Consider the following 17,676-nt stretch of genomic DNA (forward strand, 5'->3'; position numbering starts at 1 on the left):
AGCGCGCGGCTACTGCCCGACCTGGGCACTGTCGATCGTCACGGACGCTGCGCGAAAATTCTCCGGTCATGGCAGGTACGCGCCGGATTCCGCTGCGAATAGTATGGAATCGAACCGGAACGTGTTCTAATTTGGGTGCGGCAACGCCCGACACCTGCGGTGATGCCCGACGTCATGGAGAAGATCCGATGAGCACAGATACCGAGAAGACCGCCGTACCCGCCAGGATCACCCACGAGATGATCGACCGGCTGACCGGGTTGGTCGCCGCAGACGGCAGCGCGGCGCCGTTCACGATGACCGAGGTCTACACCGGCGCGCCCGTCGGTGAACTGCCGCAGTCGAGACCGCAGGACGTGGCTGCGGCGTGCGCGAGAGCGCGCGCAGCGCAGCGGGAATGGTCCGCACTGCCGCTGCGGCAGCGCCTGCGTGTGTTCGAGCGTCTGCACGAGCTGATCCTGGTCGAAGTGGAGACCATCGCCGACCTCATCCAGATCGGTTGCGGCAAGACCCGCCGGATGGCCGTCGAGGAATCCTGTGACGTGCCCATGGTGATCAGCCATTATCTGAAGACCGCACGCCGGGTGCTGCGGCCGAAACGGCGCGGGGGCCCCATGCCGCTGCTGACTACCTCGACCGAGGAGCGTCGGCCCAAGGGGCTGGTCGCGGTGATCGCACCGTGGAATTTCCCCTTCGCTATCGCCATGTCCGATGCCATGCCGGCACTCATGGCGGGCAACGGAGTCATGCTGAAGCCGGACAACAAGACGGCCCTGTGCGTGCTCTATGGGGTCGAACTGTTGCACCGTGCCGGGCTGCCGCGCGGACTGGTCCAGGTGGTGTGCGGCGAGGGGCCGGATATCGGACCCGCCCTGATCGACAACGTCGAGTTCGTCATGTTCACCGGCTCCACCGCCACCGGGCGGGTCGTCGGCGAACAGGCGGGACGTAACCTCATCGGCTGCGGTCTGGAACTCGGCGGCAAGAACCCGATGATCGTGCTCGAGGACGCGAATCTGAACGAGGTGATCCCCGGGGCGGTCTTCGCCGCGTTCGCCAACTCGGGCCAGGCGTGCATGCACATCGAGCGGATCTACGTGCACCGCAGTATCCATGACGAGTTCGTGCGCCGATTGGTCGCGGCTACAGACGAATTGAACGGCAAGATCGGCGGTGCGTACGACTACGCGCCGGAGTTCGGTTCCCTGGTCTCCCCGCAGCATCTCGAGCGGGTCGCCGCCCACGTCGAGGACGCGCGTGCCAAAGGTGCCACGGTCCACGTCGGCGGCAAAGCGCGCCCGGACATCGGCCCCGCTTTCTACGAGGCCACCGTGCTGACCGGGGTGACCCCCGAGATGACGCACGCAACGCTGGAAACCTTCGGCCCGGTCGTTACGGTGTACCCGTTCGACGACGAGCAGGAGGCGGTCCGCCTCGCCAACGCCACCGACTACGGACTGAACGCGAGCGTATGGAGCCGGAATCCGAGGCATGCCAACCAGATCGCCGCCCAGCTCCAGGCCGGCAGCATCAACATCAACGACGGGTTCGTCGCGACCTATGCCGCCAAGTCCACGCCGTCGGGCGGGGTGAAGCAGTCCGGTGTCGGCATTCGCCACGGAGACGAGGGCCTGCTCAAGTATACCGACACAGTGAACGTCGGCGTGCTCAAGCGCCAGGTGCTCGCCGCGCGATCGGGTCAGCCCTACGGCAAACAGCTGAAGATGACCTTGATGTCGCTGCGGCTCATGCGCCGAACCAGGTTGCGCTGAGTACCGTTCCGCACCGCCCGTCCGGCATCGCGCCCGAGCCCGCACCTGCTCGATCCGGTACCGTGGCCCTCGGGGTGGATCAACGGAATCAAGAATTGGCAGGTCCGATACGAATGAGCCTTCGAGACGTACCGCTGCGCACACTGTCCGGTGAGCCGACGACGCTGTCCGACCTGGTCGGTGACCACGCCGTCCTGGTTGTCAACGTGGCGTCGAAATGTGGGCTGACGCCGCAGTATTCCGGCCTGGTGGACCTGCAGAAGGCCTACGGGTCGCGCGGGTTCAGCGTGGTAGGCGTGCCGTGCAACCAGTTCATGGGCCAGGAGCCGGGTACCGCGGAGGAGATTCAGCAGTTCTGTGCCACTACCTACGGCGTCGACTTCCCGTTGCTGGAGAAGGCCGAGGTCAACGGCGAGAACCGGCACGGCCTGTATCAGACCTTGGTGAAGACCGCCGACGCCGAGGGTAACGCCGGTGACATCCAGTGGAACTTCGAGAAGTTCCTGATCGACCGGGACGGCAAGGTGGCGGGCCGCTTCCGTCCAACCGTCACGCCCGACGCGCCGGAACTGGTGTCGGCGATCGAATCCGTTCTCTGAAGATCGACGACGCAGAACTCGGGGGCGGCAGGACTGCCGGGGTGCTGGGCTCGAGTAGGTCGAGATGTTGCCGCAGCGTGGTGCTGGTGTACGCGCTGCGGTAGACATCCCGCTCCTGGAGTTCGGGGATAACAGGCCCGGTAGACCTGGTACCGGCGGCTGAGCGCGACACGGAAGAAAATCCACCGCACATTTGCGACATTTGGCATGTCGTGTCTCGTGCCACTGGCACTTGCCACAGCCTATGATCGGCCTAGAATGATTAGGCAAGCTAACTTATTCAAGGTCGGAGGCGTCTTCCAGAAAAAGGAGGTCGGCCGTGGAGGCAGGGACGCGCGAGGCAGGGGTGATGAGCCGCATCGCCGAGCTGTACGCCGAACATGAAGACATCCGCAATGCCACACCGGGTGCGGAGGTTGTGCAGGCGATCCGCAAGCCCGGGTTGCGGCTCGCGCAGATCGTCGAGCAGGTCATGGTCGGCTATGCCGACCGGCCCGCCCTCGGGCAGCGTGCGGTGCAGTTGCGGACCGACGAGACCACCGGCCGCACGTCGCGCACGCTACTGCCACGCTTCGACACCCTCACCTACGGCGTGTTGTGGGAACGGGTCCGCACGATTGCCGCCGCGTGGCACGGCGACGCGGAAAATCCGCTGCGCGCAGGTGATTTCGTAGCCATGCTCGGATTCACGAGCAGTGACTACACCACACTCGACTTGACCTGCGTCCACTTGGGACTGGTCGCCGTTCCTCTCCAGTCCACTGCATCCGTCGCCCAGCTGACCGCGATCGTCGGGGAGACCGTGCCGCGGGTGCTCGCCGCGACACCAGAACTGCTGGACGCGGCCGTCGAATGCGTCTTGGCAGGTCCCGCGCCCGAGTGTCTGGTGGTCTTCGACTACCACGCACGCGACGACGGCCAGCGGGCGGCGTTCGAGGCGGCACGTGAACGGCTGGCGGCCGCGGGCAGCCCGGTCGTCGTCGAATCGCTCGACGAGGTGCTCGAGCGTGGACGTCGCCTGCCGCCTGCGCCGCTGTTCGTTGCTGAGTCGGGAGACGACCCGCTGGCGCTGCTGATCTACACCTCGGGAAGTACGGGTACGCCCAAGGGTGCGATGTACACCGAACGGTTGGTCACCGCGGCGTGGCTGGACCGGCCGGAGGCAGCCGCGATCAACCTCAACTACATGCCGATGAGCCACGTCGCCGGCCGCGTGTCGCTCACCGGTGTGCTCGCGCGCGGCGGCACGGCGTATTTCACCGCCGAGAGCGACATGTCCACGCTTTTCGACGACGTCGCGCTGGCCCGCCCTACCGAGCTGTTCTTCGTCCCGCGCGTGTGCGACATGGTGTTCCAGCGCTATCAGAGCGAAGTGGACCGGCGCGGCGGACCGGGCATCGATCGCGCCGCGCTGGAAGCGGAGGTGAAAGCCGAACTGTGCCAAGACTTCCTCGGCGGGCGCGTGATGACGGCCATTTGCGGGAGCGCGCCGGTGGCAGCGGAGATGAAAGCCTTCATCGAGTCCGTGCTCGGCCTGGATCTGCACGACGGATACGGCTCCACCGAGGCAGGTGGGGGCATCCTGATCGACAACCAGGTGCGGCGGCCGCCGGTGCTCGACTACCGACTCGCGGACGTCCCCGAGCTGGGCTACTTCCGTACCGACAAACCGCATCCGCGCGGCGAGCTGCTACTGAAGAGCACCACCATGATTCCCGGGTACTACAAACGGCCCGAGATCACCGCCGAGGTCTTCGATGAGGACGGCTTCTACAAGACCGGCGACATCGTCGCCGAACTCGAACCCGATCGGCTGGTCTACGTCGACCGCCGCAACAACGTGCTGAAATTGTCCCAGGGCGAATTCGTCGCCGTATCGCATCTGGAGGCCGTCTACGCCACCAGCCCACTGATCCGGCAGATCTTCGTGTACGGCAGCAGCGAACGCGCCTACCTGCTCGCGGTGATCGTGCCCACCGATGACGCGTCGGCAGACGGCGACCGCGGCAAACTAGAGGCGGCGCTGAGCGAGTCGCTGCAGCAGCTCGCCGTGGACGCCGACCTGCATTCCTATGAGATTCCGCGCGCCTTCCTGATCGAGACGCAGCCATTCACCACCGACAACGGACTGCTCAGCGGCATCGGGAAGTTGCTGCGGCCCAAGCTGAAAGAGCGCTATGGGCAGCGTTTGGAGCAGTTGTACGCGGAGCTGGCCGAGGGCCAGGCCAAGGAGTTACTCGACCTGCGCCGCGCCGCGGCCGATCTGCCTGTGCTGGAGACGGTGAGCCGCGCCGCCAGGGCACTGCTGGGTTGCGCGAGCACCGACCTGCGACCCGACGCGCATTTCACCGACCTCGGTGGTGATTCCCTTTCGGCGCTGTCCTTCTCGAACCTGCTGCAGGACATCTTCGGCGTCGAGGTACCGGTGTCGGTGGTGATCAGCCCCGCCAACGGTCTGCGTGAGGTGGCGGACTACCTTGCGGCCGAGCGAGTTTCGGGCGATCCGCGCCCGACCTTCGCCTCCGTGCATAGCGACGGCTCGCGGGTCCGCGCGGACGAGCTCACGCTCGACAAATTCCTCGACGCCGGCACCCTTGCGAACGCGGCAGCGCTGCCACACCCCGCGGGCCCCACCCGGACCGTGCTGCTCACCGGCGCGAACGGCTACCTCGGCCGCTTTCTGTGCCTGGCATGGCTGGAGCGGCTGAACGCGATCGGTGGCACGCTGATCTGCCTGATGCGCGGCGGCGACCAGACCGCCGCACGCAAACGCCTCGACGCCGCCTTCGACAGCGGCGACCAAGTGCTGATCCAGCATTTCCAGGAACTGGCCGCGACGAACCTCGAGGTGCTCGCCGGCGACATCGGCGAGCCGAACCTCGGCCTGGACGAGGCGACGTGGGACCGGCTCGCCGGCAGCGTGGATCTGATCGTGCACCCGGCCGCGCTGGTCAACCACGTGCTGCCGTACCGGCAGCTGTTCGGGCCGAATGTGGTCGGCACCGCCGAGTTGATCCGCCTGGCCGTCACCACCCGGCTGAAGCCGTTCACCTATTTGTCGACCGTCGCGGTGGCCGCGCAGATCGATTCGCCCGACTTCGACGAAGACAGCGACATCCGTGAGATAAGCGCGACGCGCGCTGTCGACGAGAGCTACGCCAACGGCTACGGCAACAGCAAGTGGGCGGGGGAGGTGCTGCTGCGGGAGGCCAACGACCTGTGTGGTCTGCCGGTCGCGGTATTCCGTTCGGACATGATCCTGGCGCACAGCCGCTACGCCGGTCAGCTCAACGTGCCGGACATGTTCACTCGATTGCTGGCGAGCCTGATCGCCACCGGGATCGCGCCGTTCTCCTTCTACCGCATTGACACCGAGGGCCACCGGCCGCGCGCCCACTACGACGGCCTGCCCGCGGACTTCACCGCCGAGGCGATCACGACCCTCGGCGCCGCGGCCACCGCGGGGTTCCAGACGTTCGACGTGCTCAACCCACACGACGACGGCGTCTCGCTCGACGAGTTCGTCGACTGGCTGATCGACTCAGGTCACCGGATCGAGCGGATCGCCGACTACGGCGAGTGGCTCGCCCGCTTCGAGACCGCGCTGCGGGCGTTACCGGAAAAGCAGCGCCAAGCCTCGCTGCTGCCGTTGCTGCACGCCTACCGGTGCCCGGCTCCTGCCGCTCGCGGCTCCGCCCTTCCCACGAAGAAATTCCGATCCGCTGTCCAGGCCGCGAATATCGGTGCCGGTCACGATATTCCGCACGTGTCGCGTGGGCTCATCGAGAAATACGCGACCGACCTAGAACTTCGGGGCCTGCTGTAAGCGTCGCGCGGGTCGACCCGGGTGCCTCTTCTCTGGGGCGCGCATCCGGCACCCCGCCATCCGTCTCGGCCGGAATCTGCCAGATCCGGCTACGCAGATCCATGCCCCGAATAACTTGAATCCGCCACGGATCCAGACGCATGATGTGCAGCTGCGAATCGTCGGGCGAACGCCAGAACTGCCCCAGGTGATACCCGGCTCCCGGTGGGCTGGTTCGCGCGTAGAGGTTCCAGATCCGCTGCCTGGTCTGGGGATCATCGACCCATCTCGCCGTGGCATCGACCGCGACCGAATTGTTATTCGGCGCCCAATACGAGAAGTTCACGTGCGGATTTCGCGCGATATGCGCCGCCTTGACCGGCGTCTTGTAGGTGGCGAGCCAGCCCAGCGGATGGCCGTCGACGTTCTCCCACACCGGAATCAGTACCCGGGTGCGTGGCCGGTTCTGCGCGTCCACGGTCACCATGGTGGCGTAGACAATGCGACCGACGAATGCGTTGAACTCCGCCTCGATCTCCGCGAACGACCCGACCTTGCGCGTCATGCCGCCGCTCCGGTCGTATTGTCGGACGGAACCGTGAGTCCCTGTCCCCAGCCGCCGTCGACGGGAAGCTCGACGCCGGTAGTGAAAGTTGCGTCGAAAGCGAGGAAAAGCGCCGCCTTTGCGACCTCGTCGACTGTTCCGTTGCGCCGCAGTGGTGTACTTCGCTCGCCTTGTGCGAGAAAGTCGGCGCGCTGCTGCTCGGTCAGTCCGACCACGCCCATGGTCGGCGTCTCGATGAATCCGGGCGCCACCGCGTTGACCCGAATCCGCCGCGGCAGCAACTCCGCGGCCAGCACCTGGGAGATCGCCCGGAGCGCCTCCTTCGATCCGGAGTACGCGCTGAGTCCGGGAAAGACCACGTCGTTCGCGACGGTCGTGAAGACGATCGCGCCTCCGTCGGCGAGCAGTGGCGCGAGTCTGCGCACGGTGAAGAACGCACCCTTGGTGTTGACCGCGAACTGGCGATCGTACGACTCCTCGGTGGCCTCGTCGAGCGTCTGGAATTCCGCGGTGCCGTGGTTGACGAACAGCGCGTCGATACGGCCCAGTTGCTGCTCGACCACGGCCCCGAGGTCATCGATATCGGTCATGCTCGCGGCATCCGAAGCCACGATATGTGCTGCGCGTCCGGCCAACCGGGTCCGAGCTTCGTCCAGGGTCCTCGGATTGCGGCCGGTCAGCACCACCTCCATTCCTTTGGCGAGCAGCGCCTCGACGATCGCGAGCCCCATGCCGTGGGTGCCGCCGGTGACCACGGCCTTCTTGCCTGCGTATGCACTCACTACCGGATGCCTTCCTTTCAAGTTACCGATGAGCCGGTCAGTTACTCCTTGTAACTGACAGCATCATGCGTCACCATTGACTGCTATGGAAGACGGCACATTGATGTCCCATAGTTACTGTCCGGATACCGTCGACTACACGGCCAAACAGTGGGACTCCCGCGAGGACTGCGAGGTGCGCCAGATCCTCGACCGGATCGCCGACAAGTGGTCGCTGCTGGCCATCGCGCTGCTCGCGGGCCGGACCATGCGGTTCACCGAGCTGCAGCGTGAGATCGACGGAGTCAGCCAGCGCATGCTCACCCGCACCCTGCGGCACCTGGAACGGGACGGTCTGGTGCGCCGGACCGTCCACCCGGTAGTTCCGCCGCGGGTCGACTACGAACTCACCGAGCTCGGCGGCAGCCTGCACGAGACCATCCAGGCTCTGGTGACCTGGACCGAAACCCACCAAGGCGAGATCGCCGCCGCGCGCACGGTCTATGACACCGCGTCCGCGGCGGTGTGACGTTCGGTACGCGGACCACCAGGTGCCCAGTGCGCGACGTGGCACCTGCTGCAGCCCGGTATCCGGCCGCTACCGTCGGGGCCGATGTTCAGCAAAAGTTTAGGTCTTGTCCGGCTGGTAGCTCACGAAAAACTCTTCGAGGGCGCGAAATTGGCAATGACATTCAGCATGGCACGGTTCATGAGATCCTTCACGTTGATGTGAGAAGTCGTCACTGTATCAAGGTCCGTCTAGGACAAAGGCCGCTCTGACACAGAATCTGCCGCGACGAGGTGGCCGCGTCAATGCCAGTAGTACCTACACGATCGGACCTCGGCGCCTGACGCTGTGAATCCGGGCAAGTGCTTCGTCCGGTCCGGCAAGCGTTCTTCGGCATGCGTCAGACACTCATCCACAACGATGGTTCCAATACCATTCCCCATGGGCTGCCAGGTGTTAGCCTCGATCAGCTGGGCGCGAGGGAATGCCGTAGACCGATCAGGAAGGGAGATAACCGATCACGGGTCCAGTTGTACCCCGCCCCGATCGAGGCGCGCGCCGATCGACCTGAAAACCGTTACCCGTACAAAAGCTGGGCATGTGACCGAGCCGCGTGCCGCGCGTACCGAACACGCGTCGAATGCTTGTTTCCTTTTTGGAGTCCCGTCTTTTGACCACGCCACATTTCCCGCCACCCACGTCGACGTCCGATTCTGGCTGCCCCGTCCAGCATGGTTCGCCGATCGACACCGACGGCCCTAGGGTCGCACTGTATTCGGAGGCATTCGCGGCGGATCCGCACCGCGCCTACGACGAGATGCGCGACAGGTATGGTCCCCTCGTTCCGGTGGAGTTGGCACCGGATGTGCCCGCCACCTTGGTCATCGGCTACTACACGGCCCTGCGCATTCTCCACGACCCCGAGCACTTTCCGGCCGATCCGCGCACCTGGCAGAAGAACATCCCCGGCGAGTGCCCGATCCTGCCGATGCTGGAGTGGAGGCCCAATGCCTTGCGCAGCGCGGGCCTGGAACACCTGCGCTATCGGCAGGCCACCGTCGCGGCCATCGCCGAGGTCGATCTGCATGCCCTGCACGCCACTATCGAGCAGATCGCCCTTCCGCTGATCAATGCCTTCTGCCAGGACGGCGCGGCGGAACTGGTCAGCCAGTACGCGTTTCCGCTCACCTTCGCGGTGCTCAACGCCATACTCGGCTGCCCACCGGATATCGGGCAGCACGTCGCGACCGGCATGGCCGCCATCTTCGAGGGCGTCAACGCGGCCAAGGGCAACGCGATGATCACCGACGCGCTTTACAGCCTGGTGCAGACGAAGCGGAAAGAACCGGGCGACGACATCACCTCGCGGTTGTTGCGGCACCCCGCTGCCCTCGACGACGTGGAGATGATCCACCAGCTGGTCACGTTGTACGGCGCGGGAATCGAGCCGACGCAGAACTTGATCGTCAACACCCTGCGGTTGATGCTCACCGACCACCGGTTCGCGAGCGGCATCCTCGGCGGTAGCCTGTCGACCCGCGACGCCCTCGATGAGGTGCTGTTCAGTGATCCGCCAGGGGCCAACTACTGCGTCAGCTACCCGAAGCAGCCCATCCTCATCGACGGCGTCTGGCTGCCCGCGCACCAGCCGGTCGTGATCAGCATGACCGGCTGCAACAACGACCCCGCTATCAATACGGGTGAATACACCGACAACCGAGCTCATCTCGCATGGAGTCTCGGACCGCACGCCTGTCCGGCCAGGTCGGCGGCATACCTCATCGCCCAGGACGCCATCGATCAGCTGCTCGATGCCCTGCCCGAGCTGCGGCTCGCCGTCCCGGCGCAGGACCTGGTCTGGCGGCCCGGCCCGTTCCACCGCGCGCTGGTGTCCCTGCCCGTCGACTTTCCCAAATCACCTCCGCTCACTGTCTATTGACAAGGGTCCGGCGATGCAACGCGCTCGGATCAGAGGGCCGGGGATTGCTCGTAGCTGTAGGTCCAGGAGCTCTGGCCGCCGGGGGTGGTGACGGTGAGGGTGATTCCTGGGCTGGCGGGGTGGGGCGGGGCGATGGTGCTGATCGTGGTGTCGGAGATGGCAGAGAAGCTAGCCGGGATGCCGTCGAAGGTCACCGTGTCGGTGTGAGCGAGGCTGCTGCCGGTGATGGTCACGACGTTGCCGCCGGTAGCCGGCCCGGCGCTCGGGTCGACATTGTTGATGTTGGGGCCAGCGAGGTAGGTGTAGGTGAGATCGTCGACGCTGCCGCCCGGGGTGGTCACGATGACCGGAAACGTGCCGGGGCTTTGTCCGAAGATGGTGCTGACGGTGAGCTGGGTGGGCGTGGCGGACTGGATGATGACGGGGCTGGGGCCGATGGACACGGCGATCGCGCCGGACAGGTTGAAGCCGGTGATGACAGCGGTGCCGCCGTCGGGGGAGCCTTCGGCGGGGCTGATGCTGTTGATCAGCGGCGGTGGGAAGTAGATGAAGTACCCCAGAGGTCCGGTGCCGCCCGGGGTGGTGATCGTCACAGGGACTGCTCCGCTCCCCGCAGGGGTGACGACGGTGATCGAGGTGGGAGTGTTGGTGAGGATGGTGGCTTCGGTGGTGCCGAAGTGCACGGCGCTGGCATTGGCGAGGTTGTGGCCGTTGATGGTCACGAGGGTGCCACCCGCGGTGCTCCCTTCCCGTGGAACCAGGGTCAGAGGGATGACGCTGAGCGTGTTGTCGTCGGTGTTGGTGACATAGAGCAGGGAGTCGTCCGAGGTGACCGCGACACCGCTCGGGCCTTGCCCGACTCGCAGGTTTCCAGTGAGCGTGTTGGTGGCGGTGTCGATCACACTGACGGTGTTGGAGCCGTAGTTCGCCGTATAGGTGTGGGCGCCGTTCTGGCTGATGGTCACGAAACGCGGCACGACGCCGACGGGATGGTAGCGGTAATGGTGTTCGTGGCGGTGTCGATCACGCTGAGAGTGCTGGCGAAGTTGTTGCTGACGTAGGCGCGCGTGCCGTCCGGGGTGATCGCCACTATCGAGGGGCCGCCGCCTCCAGGGACGGTAGCGGTGACGGTGTTGGTGGCGGTGTCGATCACGCTGAGGGTGTCGCCGAGGGTGTTGCCTACGTAGGCGCGGGTCCCGTCCGGAGTGACCGCCACACCGCTCGGCAGCACTCCCACCGCGATCGTAGCGGTGACGGTATTGGTCGCGGTGTCGATCACGCTGACCGATTCGCTGCCCTGGTTCGCCACATAGACGTGGCCGCCGTCCGGAGTGATTGATACACCAGTGGGTGCCGCTCCCACCGGGACACTCGCGGTGATCGTGTTGGTGGCGGTGTCGATCACGGTGAGCAAGCCATCCTCGGCCACGGTCAGATAAAGGTGACCCCCGTCGGGTGCGAAAGCAAAGAGCCTCGGCCCCGCACCTGTAGGAATGGTCGCGACGACACCGTCGGTCGCGGTGTCGAGCACAGTGACCGTGTTCGACGTACTGCCGGCCACGTAGGCGCGTGCCCCGTCGGGAGACAGCGCCACCCCCAGGGGGCCGCCACCCACCGGCAAGACGGTGTCGGCGGCCGAAAGCACCGCGGGCGCAAGGTCCCCGGTGTCGGGGCCGAGCAGAGACAACGATCACGCAGTGGTGAACATGAGAATCCCCCTTTGAATAGTTAACTTTTCAGGATGGCGAACGGCCAGATGGCCGAGAGATGGTAGAAAGGCACACCGGCTCGGGCCTGCCTGTAGGAATGTCCCGGCTGGTCACCGCGTAAAACTCTTTCGACACCTTCGACATCAGCGCCCCCTCGGCAGTGCCACCATCGTTACACTACGAGTCGGCCGGCACACCGGAATTCGCGCACATCGACTTCGCGACACGCCGGAAGCGCTGAGATTTGGGCGCAAACCGAGCTGGAAATCGTGCGCAAGCCAGGATTTCTGAGAGCCTCAGGGCGGATTCCGACTGCCTTGTTTCATCGAATTCGACTATTGCTAGGGGAATTGAGTAAAAGATCACTTCTCGCCGCACGGCCCGACTCCCAGTGCGATCGAACCGCGTGGTCGAGGCATATTCCCGCACCGGCGTCAGCTCTGCGTCCAACCGCCATATGTCGGGCCACGGAAATGCTTGCCCCCCAAAAGCTTCCGACAGATCTCCTCGGCGCGGGCCACGCAATCCCGGTGGCCCGCGTCCAGGCGATGAGCGAGGGTACAATACCGTGCCCGCGCCAGTCGCGCGGTCTGACGCTGTCAGGTCGCTTCTGCTGTAGGTGCTCGGCCGGTCAGCCGCCGGCGGCGGTTCCGGCGTTCGTTGGACCGGGAAGCAGCGGACGCACGGCAATAGCCTCAGGGCCGCGTTTGCGCACGGTTGCGGTGAAGATGACTGGTTGGCCGGCGGCAAGGGATTTGTAGCCGGTGGTCTCGATGCTGGTGTACTCGACGAATACCGGCGTGGGGTCGTCGTCGGGCTGCAGGAATCCGAAACCCTTCTCGACGTTGAACCAGACCACGATGCCGCGGCGCCAGGACTCCGCGGTCGTGCTGGGACGCTGCTGCCGACCGATCACGTGGGTTGGGTGGCCGCGGGCACGCGACCGTGCCGAGGTCGGTCGACGTGCATAATGTGCCGCCACCAGGCGTCGAGGGGGCTGGGGTCGGGCCAGACGATCGGGGTCTCGGGCGTGCCAGTGGCTTCGGTGGTGGACGGTCTCGGCGGGGTATACCGGTATTCGGTGGGTGCCATGATCGAGGTTACTCCATCAGGTGATCCATGTGCTAGGGGATAATCCCCAATGCGGCAACGCCTTTCGCGTTTCCGCCGAGTGCGGGCCCGGTCTCCCGGGCCCGCACGAAGGGGTGGATATGACACTCGTTGCAGATATTTCGGCATCACCTCGCTTCCGACGGCGGTGCGTATCGGAGTAGGCGCGGATCAGACGTTGATGGCCTTGCGTCCGTTACCGTGGGCGATTTCGATCTTGCGTGGCTTGGCCTGCTCCGCCACCGGAATCATCAGACGCAGGACGCCGTCCGTGTAGTCGGCGCGGATGCGGTCGGTGTCCAGGGTCTCGCCGAGAAACAGTTGGCGGCTGAACACGCCGCGGGAACGTTCCGCGGCGATCATCTCACGCCCCGAATCCAGCTCCGGGCGACGTGCTCGTACCGTCACCACATTGCGCTCGATGTCCAGGTCCAAGGACTCGGGGTCGATGCCGGGCGGGTCGAACTCGACCACGAACTCGTCGCCCGCGCGCCAGGCATCCATCGGCATCACCGCAGGGCGGGCCGCTGTGCCGAACACCTGCTGCGTCAGACGGTCCAGATCACGGAACGGATCGGTACGCATCAGCATGGTCGCCACCTCCAACTCACTCCATTCTCTATCGTAGGGCAGATAACCTATGTCATCTGATGTAGATTTTTTATACCATTGAGAGATGGTGAGTTCAAGGAGCTAGACTAGGAAATATTGTTCGCAATGGAGAAGTGGGGATGGATGGTGCAGCAGCGAGGCGCGTCGGGGCATCTGCCGGATCCCGATCAAGCGGTGTACGGGATCTCGGTGGCCGCCGGGCTCGCCGGCATCGGCGTGCAGACGTTGCGGCTGTACGAGCGCCACGGTCTGCTGACTCCAGAGCGCAGTGGAGGCGGCACGCGCCGCTACAGCGCCAATGATCTGGCCCGCCTCCAGCGCATCACCGAGCTGGTCTCCGCAGGAGTCAACCTGGCGGGAATCGGGCGCATTCTCGACTTGGAGGACGCGAACGCCGACCTGCACGTGGACAACGACCGGTTGCAGGCCGACAACGTTCGCCTTCGCGGCGCGGAAGAATCACCGCCCGAGGGCATTTAAATCGTTGCTGCCGCGGTCGAGCCTCCGGAACGGCGTACCGGATGGCTCTGATTCGGCGGCCGTCGAGCGAACTATGACGAGTGGCAGCGCGGCAGGCGCACGACCTGGACGAAGAACTCGTCGATCTGTTTGATCGCGGCGACGAACTGGTCGAGGTCGACCGGCTTGGTGACATACGCGTTCGCGTGCAGCCGGTAGCTGCGCAGGATGTCCTCTTCGGCTGCCGATGTGGTCAGCACGACCACAGGAATGTGCCCGAGGCCGGGGTCGGCCTTGATCTTCTCCAAGACCTGCCGCCCGTCGTACTTGGGCAGGTTGAGATCGAGCAGGATCAGATCCGGACGGGGCGCCTCCGCGTGTGCGCCCTGGCGGTAGAGGAAATCGAGAGCTTCCTCTCCGTCGCGGACCACGTGTAGCGTGTTGCCGATCTTGTTGTCTTCGAAGGCTTCCCGGGTCATCAACTCGTCGCCGGGGTCGTCCTCGACGAGCAGGATGTCGATGGGACGGCCGGGGACGGTCATGCGGATGCTCCTTCACGGGCGAAAGGGTCGGCGGTGTGGGTGGTCGGGTTCCAGGAGTGCGGCGTGAGAGTTCCTGCCATGGCAACTCCACGGCGACGACCACCCGAGGCAGGTCGACCGATCGGTCACGCCGCGCGGACGCCGCCGGTCGGGTGCACTCGGGAAGTAGGACTGACAGCACATGCCGTCGTCGGCAAGCACCGACAACGGGGCCTCCGATCACCAATGGTGACGCCAGCAGCATGCCGGCCATCTCAGCGGCCGGTTGCTGGACCGAAGAGGTACCAGCGATCGTATCCGATCTTCGGTCGGGTGGAGACGTGACGGCGACCAGCGGGACTCGGCGTCTGAACGGTGTTTTGGTGGGAATCAGACCGTGGGGGTGCAGGATGTCTGCTCGGCGCGGTCGGGCGCGCCCTCGCGGCGCGGCGATCGCAGTTCCGCCAAGCTGCGGGCGACGACCGTGACATGTGCCGCTATGACCGCCAGGGAAGCAGAGCCGACCGCAGCGAGAAGCGCAACCACGACAGATACCGGTCCTTTCGGGCGCGAGCGGGCGGGGATGCCCGCTTCATGGATGCGGAGCGCGGGACCGCCGATACTGGCAGCGCCTGCTCCGTGTCCAACGTGCCCCGACTCCTCCGGACCAAACACACCGAGTCCGCACCCATGACACCTCGCCGATCACCAGAACGTCGATCCCGCCGTCGCCGGGCGGCCACGAATCCGCGGAGCGGTGGTGCGCGATAGGGGCGTGCGATCAGGCGAGGGCGACCTCGGCCGTCGCGCGGCCGAAGATTTTGCGTCCGTCGTGCTCGGCGGTGATCGCCACCGTAGCGGTCCGCGTGTCCGGATCCAGGTCTTTCACCCGGCCGCGGAACTCGATTCGCCCACCGGTCTCGGTGACATGAACCGGGCTGGTCAGCCGCACGTTGTAGGCCCGCACCGCACCGGGGTCGCCGAGCCACGAGGTGAAGAAGTCCACACTGAGCCCGATCGTCAGCATGCCCTGGGCGACAACGGTATCGAGCCCCATCTGCGTGGCGATCTCGGCACTCCAGTGGATCGGGTTCGCATCGCCTGCGACGCCGGCATAGTTGACCAGGTCGCCACGGCTGAGCGCGAGCGTGCGCGGGGGCAACTCGTCGCCGATGGCCACCGCGTCGAAGGACAGCGCGTGCGCGGGTGCTGTAGCCGCGGGCACGGGGCGCACCGGCTCGGAGGTCTGAGTACCGACGTACCGCGGCGGCGTCCGGTGTGACTTCCGCGCGTCCGGGTGTGCGCCGTGCATCACGATCGCATCGACCGAGCGGGGGAGTGCGCCGTTGGCGCGGCCGAACAGGCTGGTCCGGGAAGTGAGGACAGGCCGATCGTTCTGGTCGACTATGGTCTGGCGCAGTCCGATGAGGTCGCCGCCGAACGCTGGGCGGAACGAGTCGAGGCACATCTCGAAGCCGACTCGATCACCGGCCAGCAGCGGGCGGTGGAACTCGATCATCAGATCGGTCTGGATCATGTTGCCCAGTTCGTAACCGGGCAGGATTATGTCGAACACCTCGGCATAGGCCAGATAGCCGGGCACGGAGCCGAAGGTCGGTGGCGCCAGCAGACTGTCGTAGCCGAAGCCGGCCGCTACGTCCTCTGACCAATGCGCGGGGTGGTAGTTTCGCACCGCACTGGCGTACTCGCGAATCTTCTCGCGCCCGACCTCGTAGTAATCGCAGGTGCGGTACCGCCGCCCGAGTATCGAAGACGTAAGCACTGCGGGATCGATCACTTCGGTCTCACCGGACGTCGAACGGTTACTGGACATCGCGGGGAATCTACCCAATGGACCGCGATTTTCCGGTCAGCCCGCATCGCACGCCGTTTCGCGGCTTCACCACGCGGGTATCCCGCTCCCCAGCGACGAGCGCTCGTTGACGGTCGGTTCGACGGCCCGATTCTGCTCGACTACGCCCCTTTGATCGAGAAGATGACGACCTCAACCGGGAGCGGGTGCCCGAACGTCACCGCACGCCAAGGGCGGCGGAGCGTTCGGCGCACGCGCCCACCGTGCGGTCGTGCGGTCGTGCGGTCGTGCGGGCGTGCGCCAAGGATGGCGCGATGCGCCACCGCAAAACCCTGGCGGCCCGGTGTGCGTGCCGAACTCGAAGGGCGGCCCGCACGCCGCTCCTGCGGTTTCCGCCCGTCGGCGGGCTGGCGTATCGATGGTCCGCGAGGTCCTCGACGACGTGGCGCGCCAGCGGCTGGTCGACAACATCGCGTTTTCCTTTCCGAATATGCGTGTGACCATGGAAAGTTTCCAGTTATCGTTTTGTTATCGAATTCCGGTGTGTCCGGCTTTGCGAATTAGAGATTGTGCTGAAATATGACTCTTCGGATCCGCTGGATTGACAACACCGTGGTGTTTCGAATTCATTCGAGGCTTGGTGAAGTCCTGCGATACCGGATGCGTCTCACCGGGCCTGCCGACGTAGATCGGAGGACCGCATCATGGCGTTCAGCGCCGATGTTCGACCTGATCAACGCTCGCAACGCACTTCATGCCGCACACTCGCTCTCGCCACGGGGGCTGTTGCCCTTGCGGCCGTCGGAGTGATCGAAGCTGCCGCACCTGCAGTCGCCCAGCCGTTCCCGGGTGCGGGCAGCTCGGAGAGCGCCGAGGAAATTCCCTTACCCGGTTTTCTCGTTTTTCCGAGTATTCCAGGATTCACGCCACCCGCGCCCCCGGCTCCGGAGAAGTCCTTGGGTGAGCGTGCCGTCGACGCCGCCCTGACCAAACTGGGCGCGCCCTACGTGGGCGGCGCGGCGGGGCCGTCTGCCTTCGACTGCTCCGGACTGGTGCAGTGGTCCTACCGGCAGGCTGGCCAGGAACTGCCGCGGACCAGCTACGAGCAGCTCGCTGCGGGCAGCCCTGCGTCGCAGGACGATCTACGACCGGGCGATGTCGTGTCCTTCTACGGCGGCAGCCACTCCGCCCTCTATGCGGGAGATGGCAACGTCATCCACGCCGCAACCTATGGGACCGGTGTGAAATTCGCGCCGATCTCATCGATGCCGTATGCCGGAGCGCGCCGATTCTGACCAAGCGGCGGGCGGTGCGCCCACGGTTGTCGAGCCGGGATCCTCCAAGCCGGCCAGCGGCCCGATTGCACCGCCCGCTACGGCGCGTACCGCGAGACGGCTTTCGCCGTCGCCGAGGATCGTTGAGCTTCCCCGGCGTCTCGATCGGCTTGCGGCAGCATCGACCGTTCGTCGTCGTCGAACGAGCCTCGGCCACGGTGTGTGCCGA

17 protein-coding genes and 1 pseudogene are annotated in these 17,676 nt (G+C 65.5%); 8 read left to right on the forward strand and 10 right to left on the reverse strand.

Going from position 1 to position 17,676, the window contains the following annotated elements; all coding sequences use genetic code 11:
• Nucleotides 1-188: 188 nt before the first annotated feature.
• The 3 genes from OH799_RS03230 to car all read left to right on the forward strand — a co-directional run bounded on the left by OH799_RS03230 (nt 189) and on the right by car (nt 6,197).
• The gene (locus OH799_RS03230) at nt 189-1,772 is read left to right on the forward strand and encodes a succinic semialdehyde dehydrogenase (RefSeq protein ID WP_406281754.1); all 1,584 of its coding nucleotides are present in this window, start codon (nt 189-191) and stop codon (nt 1,770-1,772) included.
• Nucleotides 1,773-1,885: 113 nt separating this feature from the next.
• A complete protein-coding gene (locus OH799_RS03235; protein ID WP_406275487.1) occupies nt 1,886-2,371 on the forward strand; it encodes a glutathione peroxidase in 486 nt (161 codons plus the stop codon).
• A gap of 349 nt (nt 2,372-2,720) precedes the next feature.
• The gene (gene car / locus OH799_RS03240; RefSeq protein WP_406281757.1) at nt 2,721-6,197 is read left to right on the forward strand and encodes a carboxylic acid reductase; all 3,477 of its coding nucleotides are present in this window, start codon (nt 2,721-2,723) and stop codon (nt 6,195-6,197) included.
• Here the strand turns inward: car and OH799_RS03245 are convergent.
• Nucleotides 6,151-6,741: a pyridoxamine 5'-phosphate oxidase family protein gene (locus tag OH799_RS03245; RefSeq protein ID WP_406275489.1), complete on the reverse strand. Its 591-nt coding sequence runs from the start codon at nt 6,739-6,741 to the stop codon at nt 6,151-6,153. The genes car and OH799_RS03245 overlap by 47 nt on opposite strands.
• The gene (locus OH799_RS03250; RefSeq protein ID WP_406275492.1) at nt 6,738-7,523 is read right to left on the reverse strand and encodes an SDR family oxidoreductase; all 786 of its coding nucleotides are present in this window, start codon (nt 7,521-7,523) and stop codon (nt 6,738-6,740) included. The genes OH799_RS03245 and OH799_RS03250 overlap by 4 nt, the downstream gene beginning before the upstream one ends.
• An 85-nt stretch (nt 7,524-7,608) precedes the next feature.
• Here OH799_RS03250 and OH799_RS03255 point away from each other — a divergent pair, with 85 nt between their 5' ends.
• Nucleotides 7,609-8,031 (forward strand): winged helix-turn-helix transcriptional regulator, encoded by a 423-nt coding sequence (locus tag OH799_RS03255; protein ID WP_406275495.1) that lies wholly within the window; start codon nt 7,609-7,611, stop codon nt 8,029-8,031.
• Nucleotides 8,032-8,650: 619 nt separating this feature from the next.
• Entirely contained in the window at nt 8,651-9,949 is a 1,299-nt protein-coding gene (locus tag OH799_RS03260; RefSeq protein WP_406275499.1) for a cytochrome P450, read from the forward strand.
• Between the two features lie 29 nt (nt 9,950-9,978).
• Here the strand turns inward: OH799_RS03260 and OH799_RS03265 are convergent, their stop codons facing one another.
• The 5 genes from OH799_RS03265 to OH799_RS03285 form a co-directional block, all read right to left on the reverse strand.
• Nucleotides 9,979-10,926, reverse strand: a complete 948-nt coding sequence (locus OH799_RS03265) for an IPT/TIG domain-containing protein (protein WP_406275502.1) — start codon at nt 10,924-10,926, stop codon at nt 9,979-9,981.
• Nucleotides 10,911-11,636: a cytochrome D1 domain-containing protein gene (locus OH799_RS03270; protein WP_406275505.1), complete on the reverse strand. Its 726-nt coding sequence runs from the start codon at nt 11,634-11,636 to the stop codon at nt 10,911-10,913. Before OH799_RS03270 ends, OH799_RS03265 begins: the two co-directional genes overlap by 16 nt.
• 653 nt (nt 11,637-12,289) lie before the next feature.
• Nucleotides 12,290-12,574, reverse strand: coding sequence for a cold-shock protein (locus OH799_RS03275; protein ID WP_406275508.1), 285 nt, complete (start codon nt 12,572-12,574; stop codon nt 12,290-12,292).
• Nucleotides 12,571-12,750, reverse strand: a complete 180-nt coding sequence (locus OH799_RS03280) for a hypothetical protein (RefSeq protein WP_406275511.1) — start codon at nt 12,748-12,750, stop codon at nt 12,571-12,573. Before OH799_RS03280 ends, OH799_RS03275 begins: the two co-directional genes overlap by 4 nt.
• A gap of 189 nt (nt 12,751-12,939) precedes the next feature.
• Complete coding sequence (locus OH799_RS03285; protein ID WP_406275514.1) at nt 12,940-13,359, reverse strand: Hsp20/alpha crystallin family protein; 420 nt, start codon at nt 13,357-13,359, stop codon at nt 12,940-12,942.
• Between the two features lie 144 nt (nt 13,360-13,503).
• On the opposite strand from OH799_RS03285, the gene OH799_RS03290 reads away from it, so the two are divergent.
• Entirely contained in the window at nt 13,504-13,860 is a 357-nt protein-coding gene (locus OH799_RS03290) for a MerR family transcriptional regulator (RefSeq protein ID WP_406275517.1), read from the forward strand.
• 71 nt (nt 13,861-13,931) lie between these two features.
• Here the strand turns inward: OH799_RS03290 and OH799_RS03295 are convergent, their stop codons facing one another.
• The 3 genes from OH799_RS03295 to OH799_RS03305 form a co-directional block, all read right to left on the reverse strand.
• On the reverse strand, nt 13,932-14,381 hold the full coding sequence (locus OH799_RS03295) for a response regulator (protein WP_406275520.1): 450 nt from the start codon (nt 14,379-14,381) through the stop codon (nt 13,932-13,934).
• A gap of 369 nt (nt 14,382-14,750) precedes the next feature.
• Nucleotides 14,751-14,906 carry a hypothetical protein gene (locus OH799_RS03300; RefSeq protein ID WP_406275523.1) on the reverse strand — a complete coding sequence of 52 codons (156 nt, stop codon included), beginning with the start codon at nt 14,904-14,906 and terminating at the stop codon, nt 14,751-14,753.
• A gap of 235 nt (nt 14,907-15,141) precedes the next feature.
• The gene (locus OH799_RS03305; protein ID WP_406275526.1) at nt 15,142-16,194 is read right to left on the reverse strand and encodes a fused (3R)-hydroxyacyl-ACP dehydratase subunits HadA/HadB; all 1,053 of its coding nucleotides are present in this window, start codon (nt 16,192-16,194) and stop codon (nt 15,142-15,144) included.
• Nucleotides 16,195-16,273: 79 nt separating this feature from the next.
• Between OH799_RS03305 and OH799_RS03310 the strand changes: the two are divergent.
• Together OH799_RS03310 and OH799_RS03315 are read left to right on the forward strand one after the other, a co-directional pair.
• Nucleotides 16,274-16,423 (forward strand): annotated as a pseudogene (locus OH799_RS03310) (catalase); the annotation flags it as partial.
• A gap of 454 nt (nt 16,424-16,877) precedes the next feature.
• On the forward strand, nt 16,878-17,468 hold the full coding sequence (locus OH799_RS03315; RefSeq protein ID WP_406275529.1) for a C40 family peptidase: 591 nt from the start codon (nt 16,878-16,880) through the stop codon (nt 17,466-17,468).
• Nucleotides 17,469-17,676 lie beyond the last annotated feature (208 nt).

Origin of the sequence: Nocardia sp. NBC_00881, from assembly GCF_045207455.1 — a bacterium.
Taxonomy (GTDB): Bacteria; Actinomycetota; Actinomycetes; order Mycobacteriales; family Mycobacteriaceae; genus Nocardia.

What these genes read in the sequence shown, in the direction of transcription:
- OH799_RS03290 (WP_406275517.1), top strand. Translation starts at nt 13,504, where the DNA reads ATGGTGCAGCAGCGAGGCGCGTCGGGGCATCTGCCGGATCCCGATCAA.
- OH799_RS03295 (WP_406275520.1), bottom strand. Translation starts at nt 14,381, where the DNA reads ATGACCGTCCCCGGCCGTCCCATCGACATCCTGCTCGTCGAGGACGAC.
- OH799_RS03285 (WP_406275514.1), bottom strand. Translation starts at nt 13,359, where the DNA reads ATGCTGATGCGTACCGATCCGTTCCGTGATCTGGACCGTCTGACGCAG.
- OH799_RS03315 (WP_406275529.1), top strand. Translation starts at nt 16,878, where the DNA reads ATGGCGTTCAGCGCCGATGTTCGACCTGATCAACGCTCGCAACGCACT.
- OH799_RS03280 (WP_406275511.1), bottom strand. Translation starts at nt 12,750, where the DNA reads ATGGCACCCACCGAATACCGGTATACCCCGCCGAGACCGTCCACCACC.
- OH799_RS03305 (WP_406275526.1), bottom strand. Translation starts at nt 16,194, where the DNA reads ATGTCCAGTAACCGTTCGACGTCCGGTGAGACCGAAGTGATCGATCCC.
- OH799_RS03235 (WP_406275487.1), top strand. Translation starts at nt 1,886, where the DNA reads ATGAGCCTTCGAGACGTACCGCTGCGCACACTGTCCGGTGAGCCGACG.
- car (WP_406281757.1), top strand. Translation starts at nt 2,721, where the DNA reads ATGAGCCGCATCGCCGAGCTGTACGCCGAACATGAAGACATCCGCAAT.
- OH799_RS03255 (WP_406275495.1), top strand. Translation starts at nt 7,609, where the DNA reads ATGGAAGACGGCACATTGATGTCCCATAGTTACTGTCCGGATACCGTC.
- OH799_RS03230 (WP_406281754.1), top strand. Translation starts at nt 189, where the DNA reads ATGAGCACAGATACCGAGAAGACCGCCGTACCCGCCAGGATCACCCAC.
- OH799_RS03245 (WP_406275489.1), bottom strand. Translation starts at nt 6,741, where the DNA reads ATGACGCGCAAGGTCGGGTCGTTCGCGGAGATCGAGGCGGAGTTCAAC.
- OH799_RS03260 (WP_406275499.1), top strand. Translation starts at nt 8,651, where the DNA reads ATGCTTGTTTCCTTTTTGGAGTCCCGTCTTTTGACCACGCCACATTTC.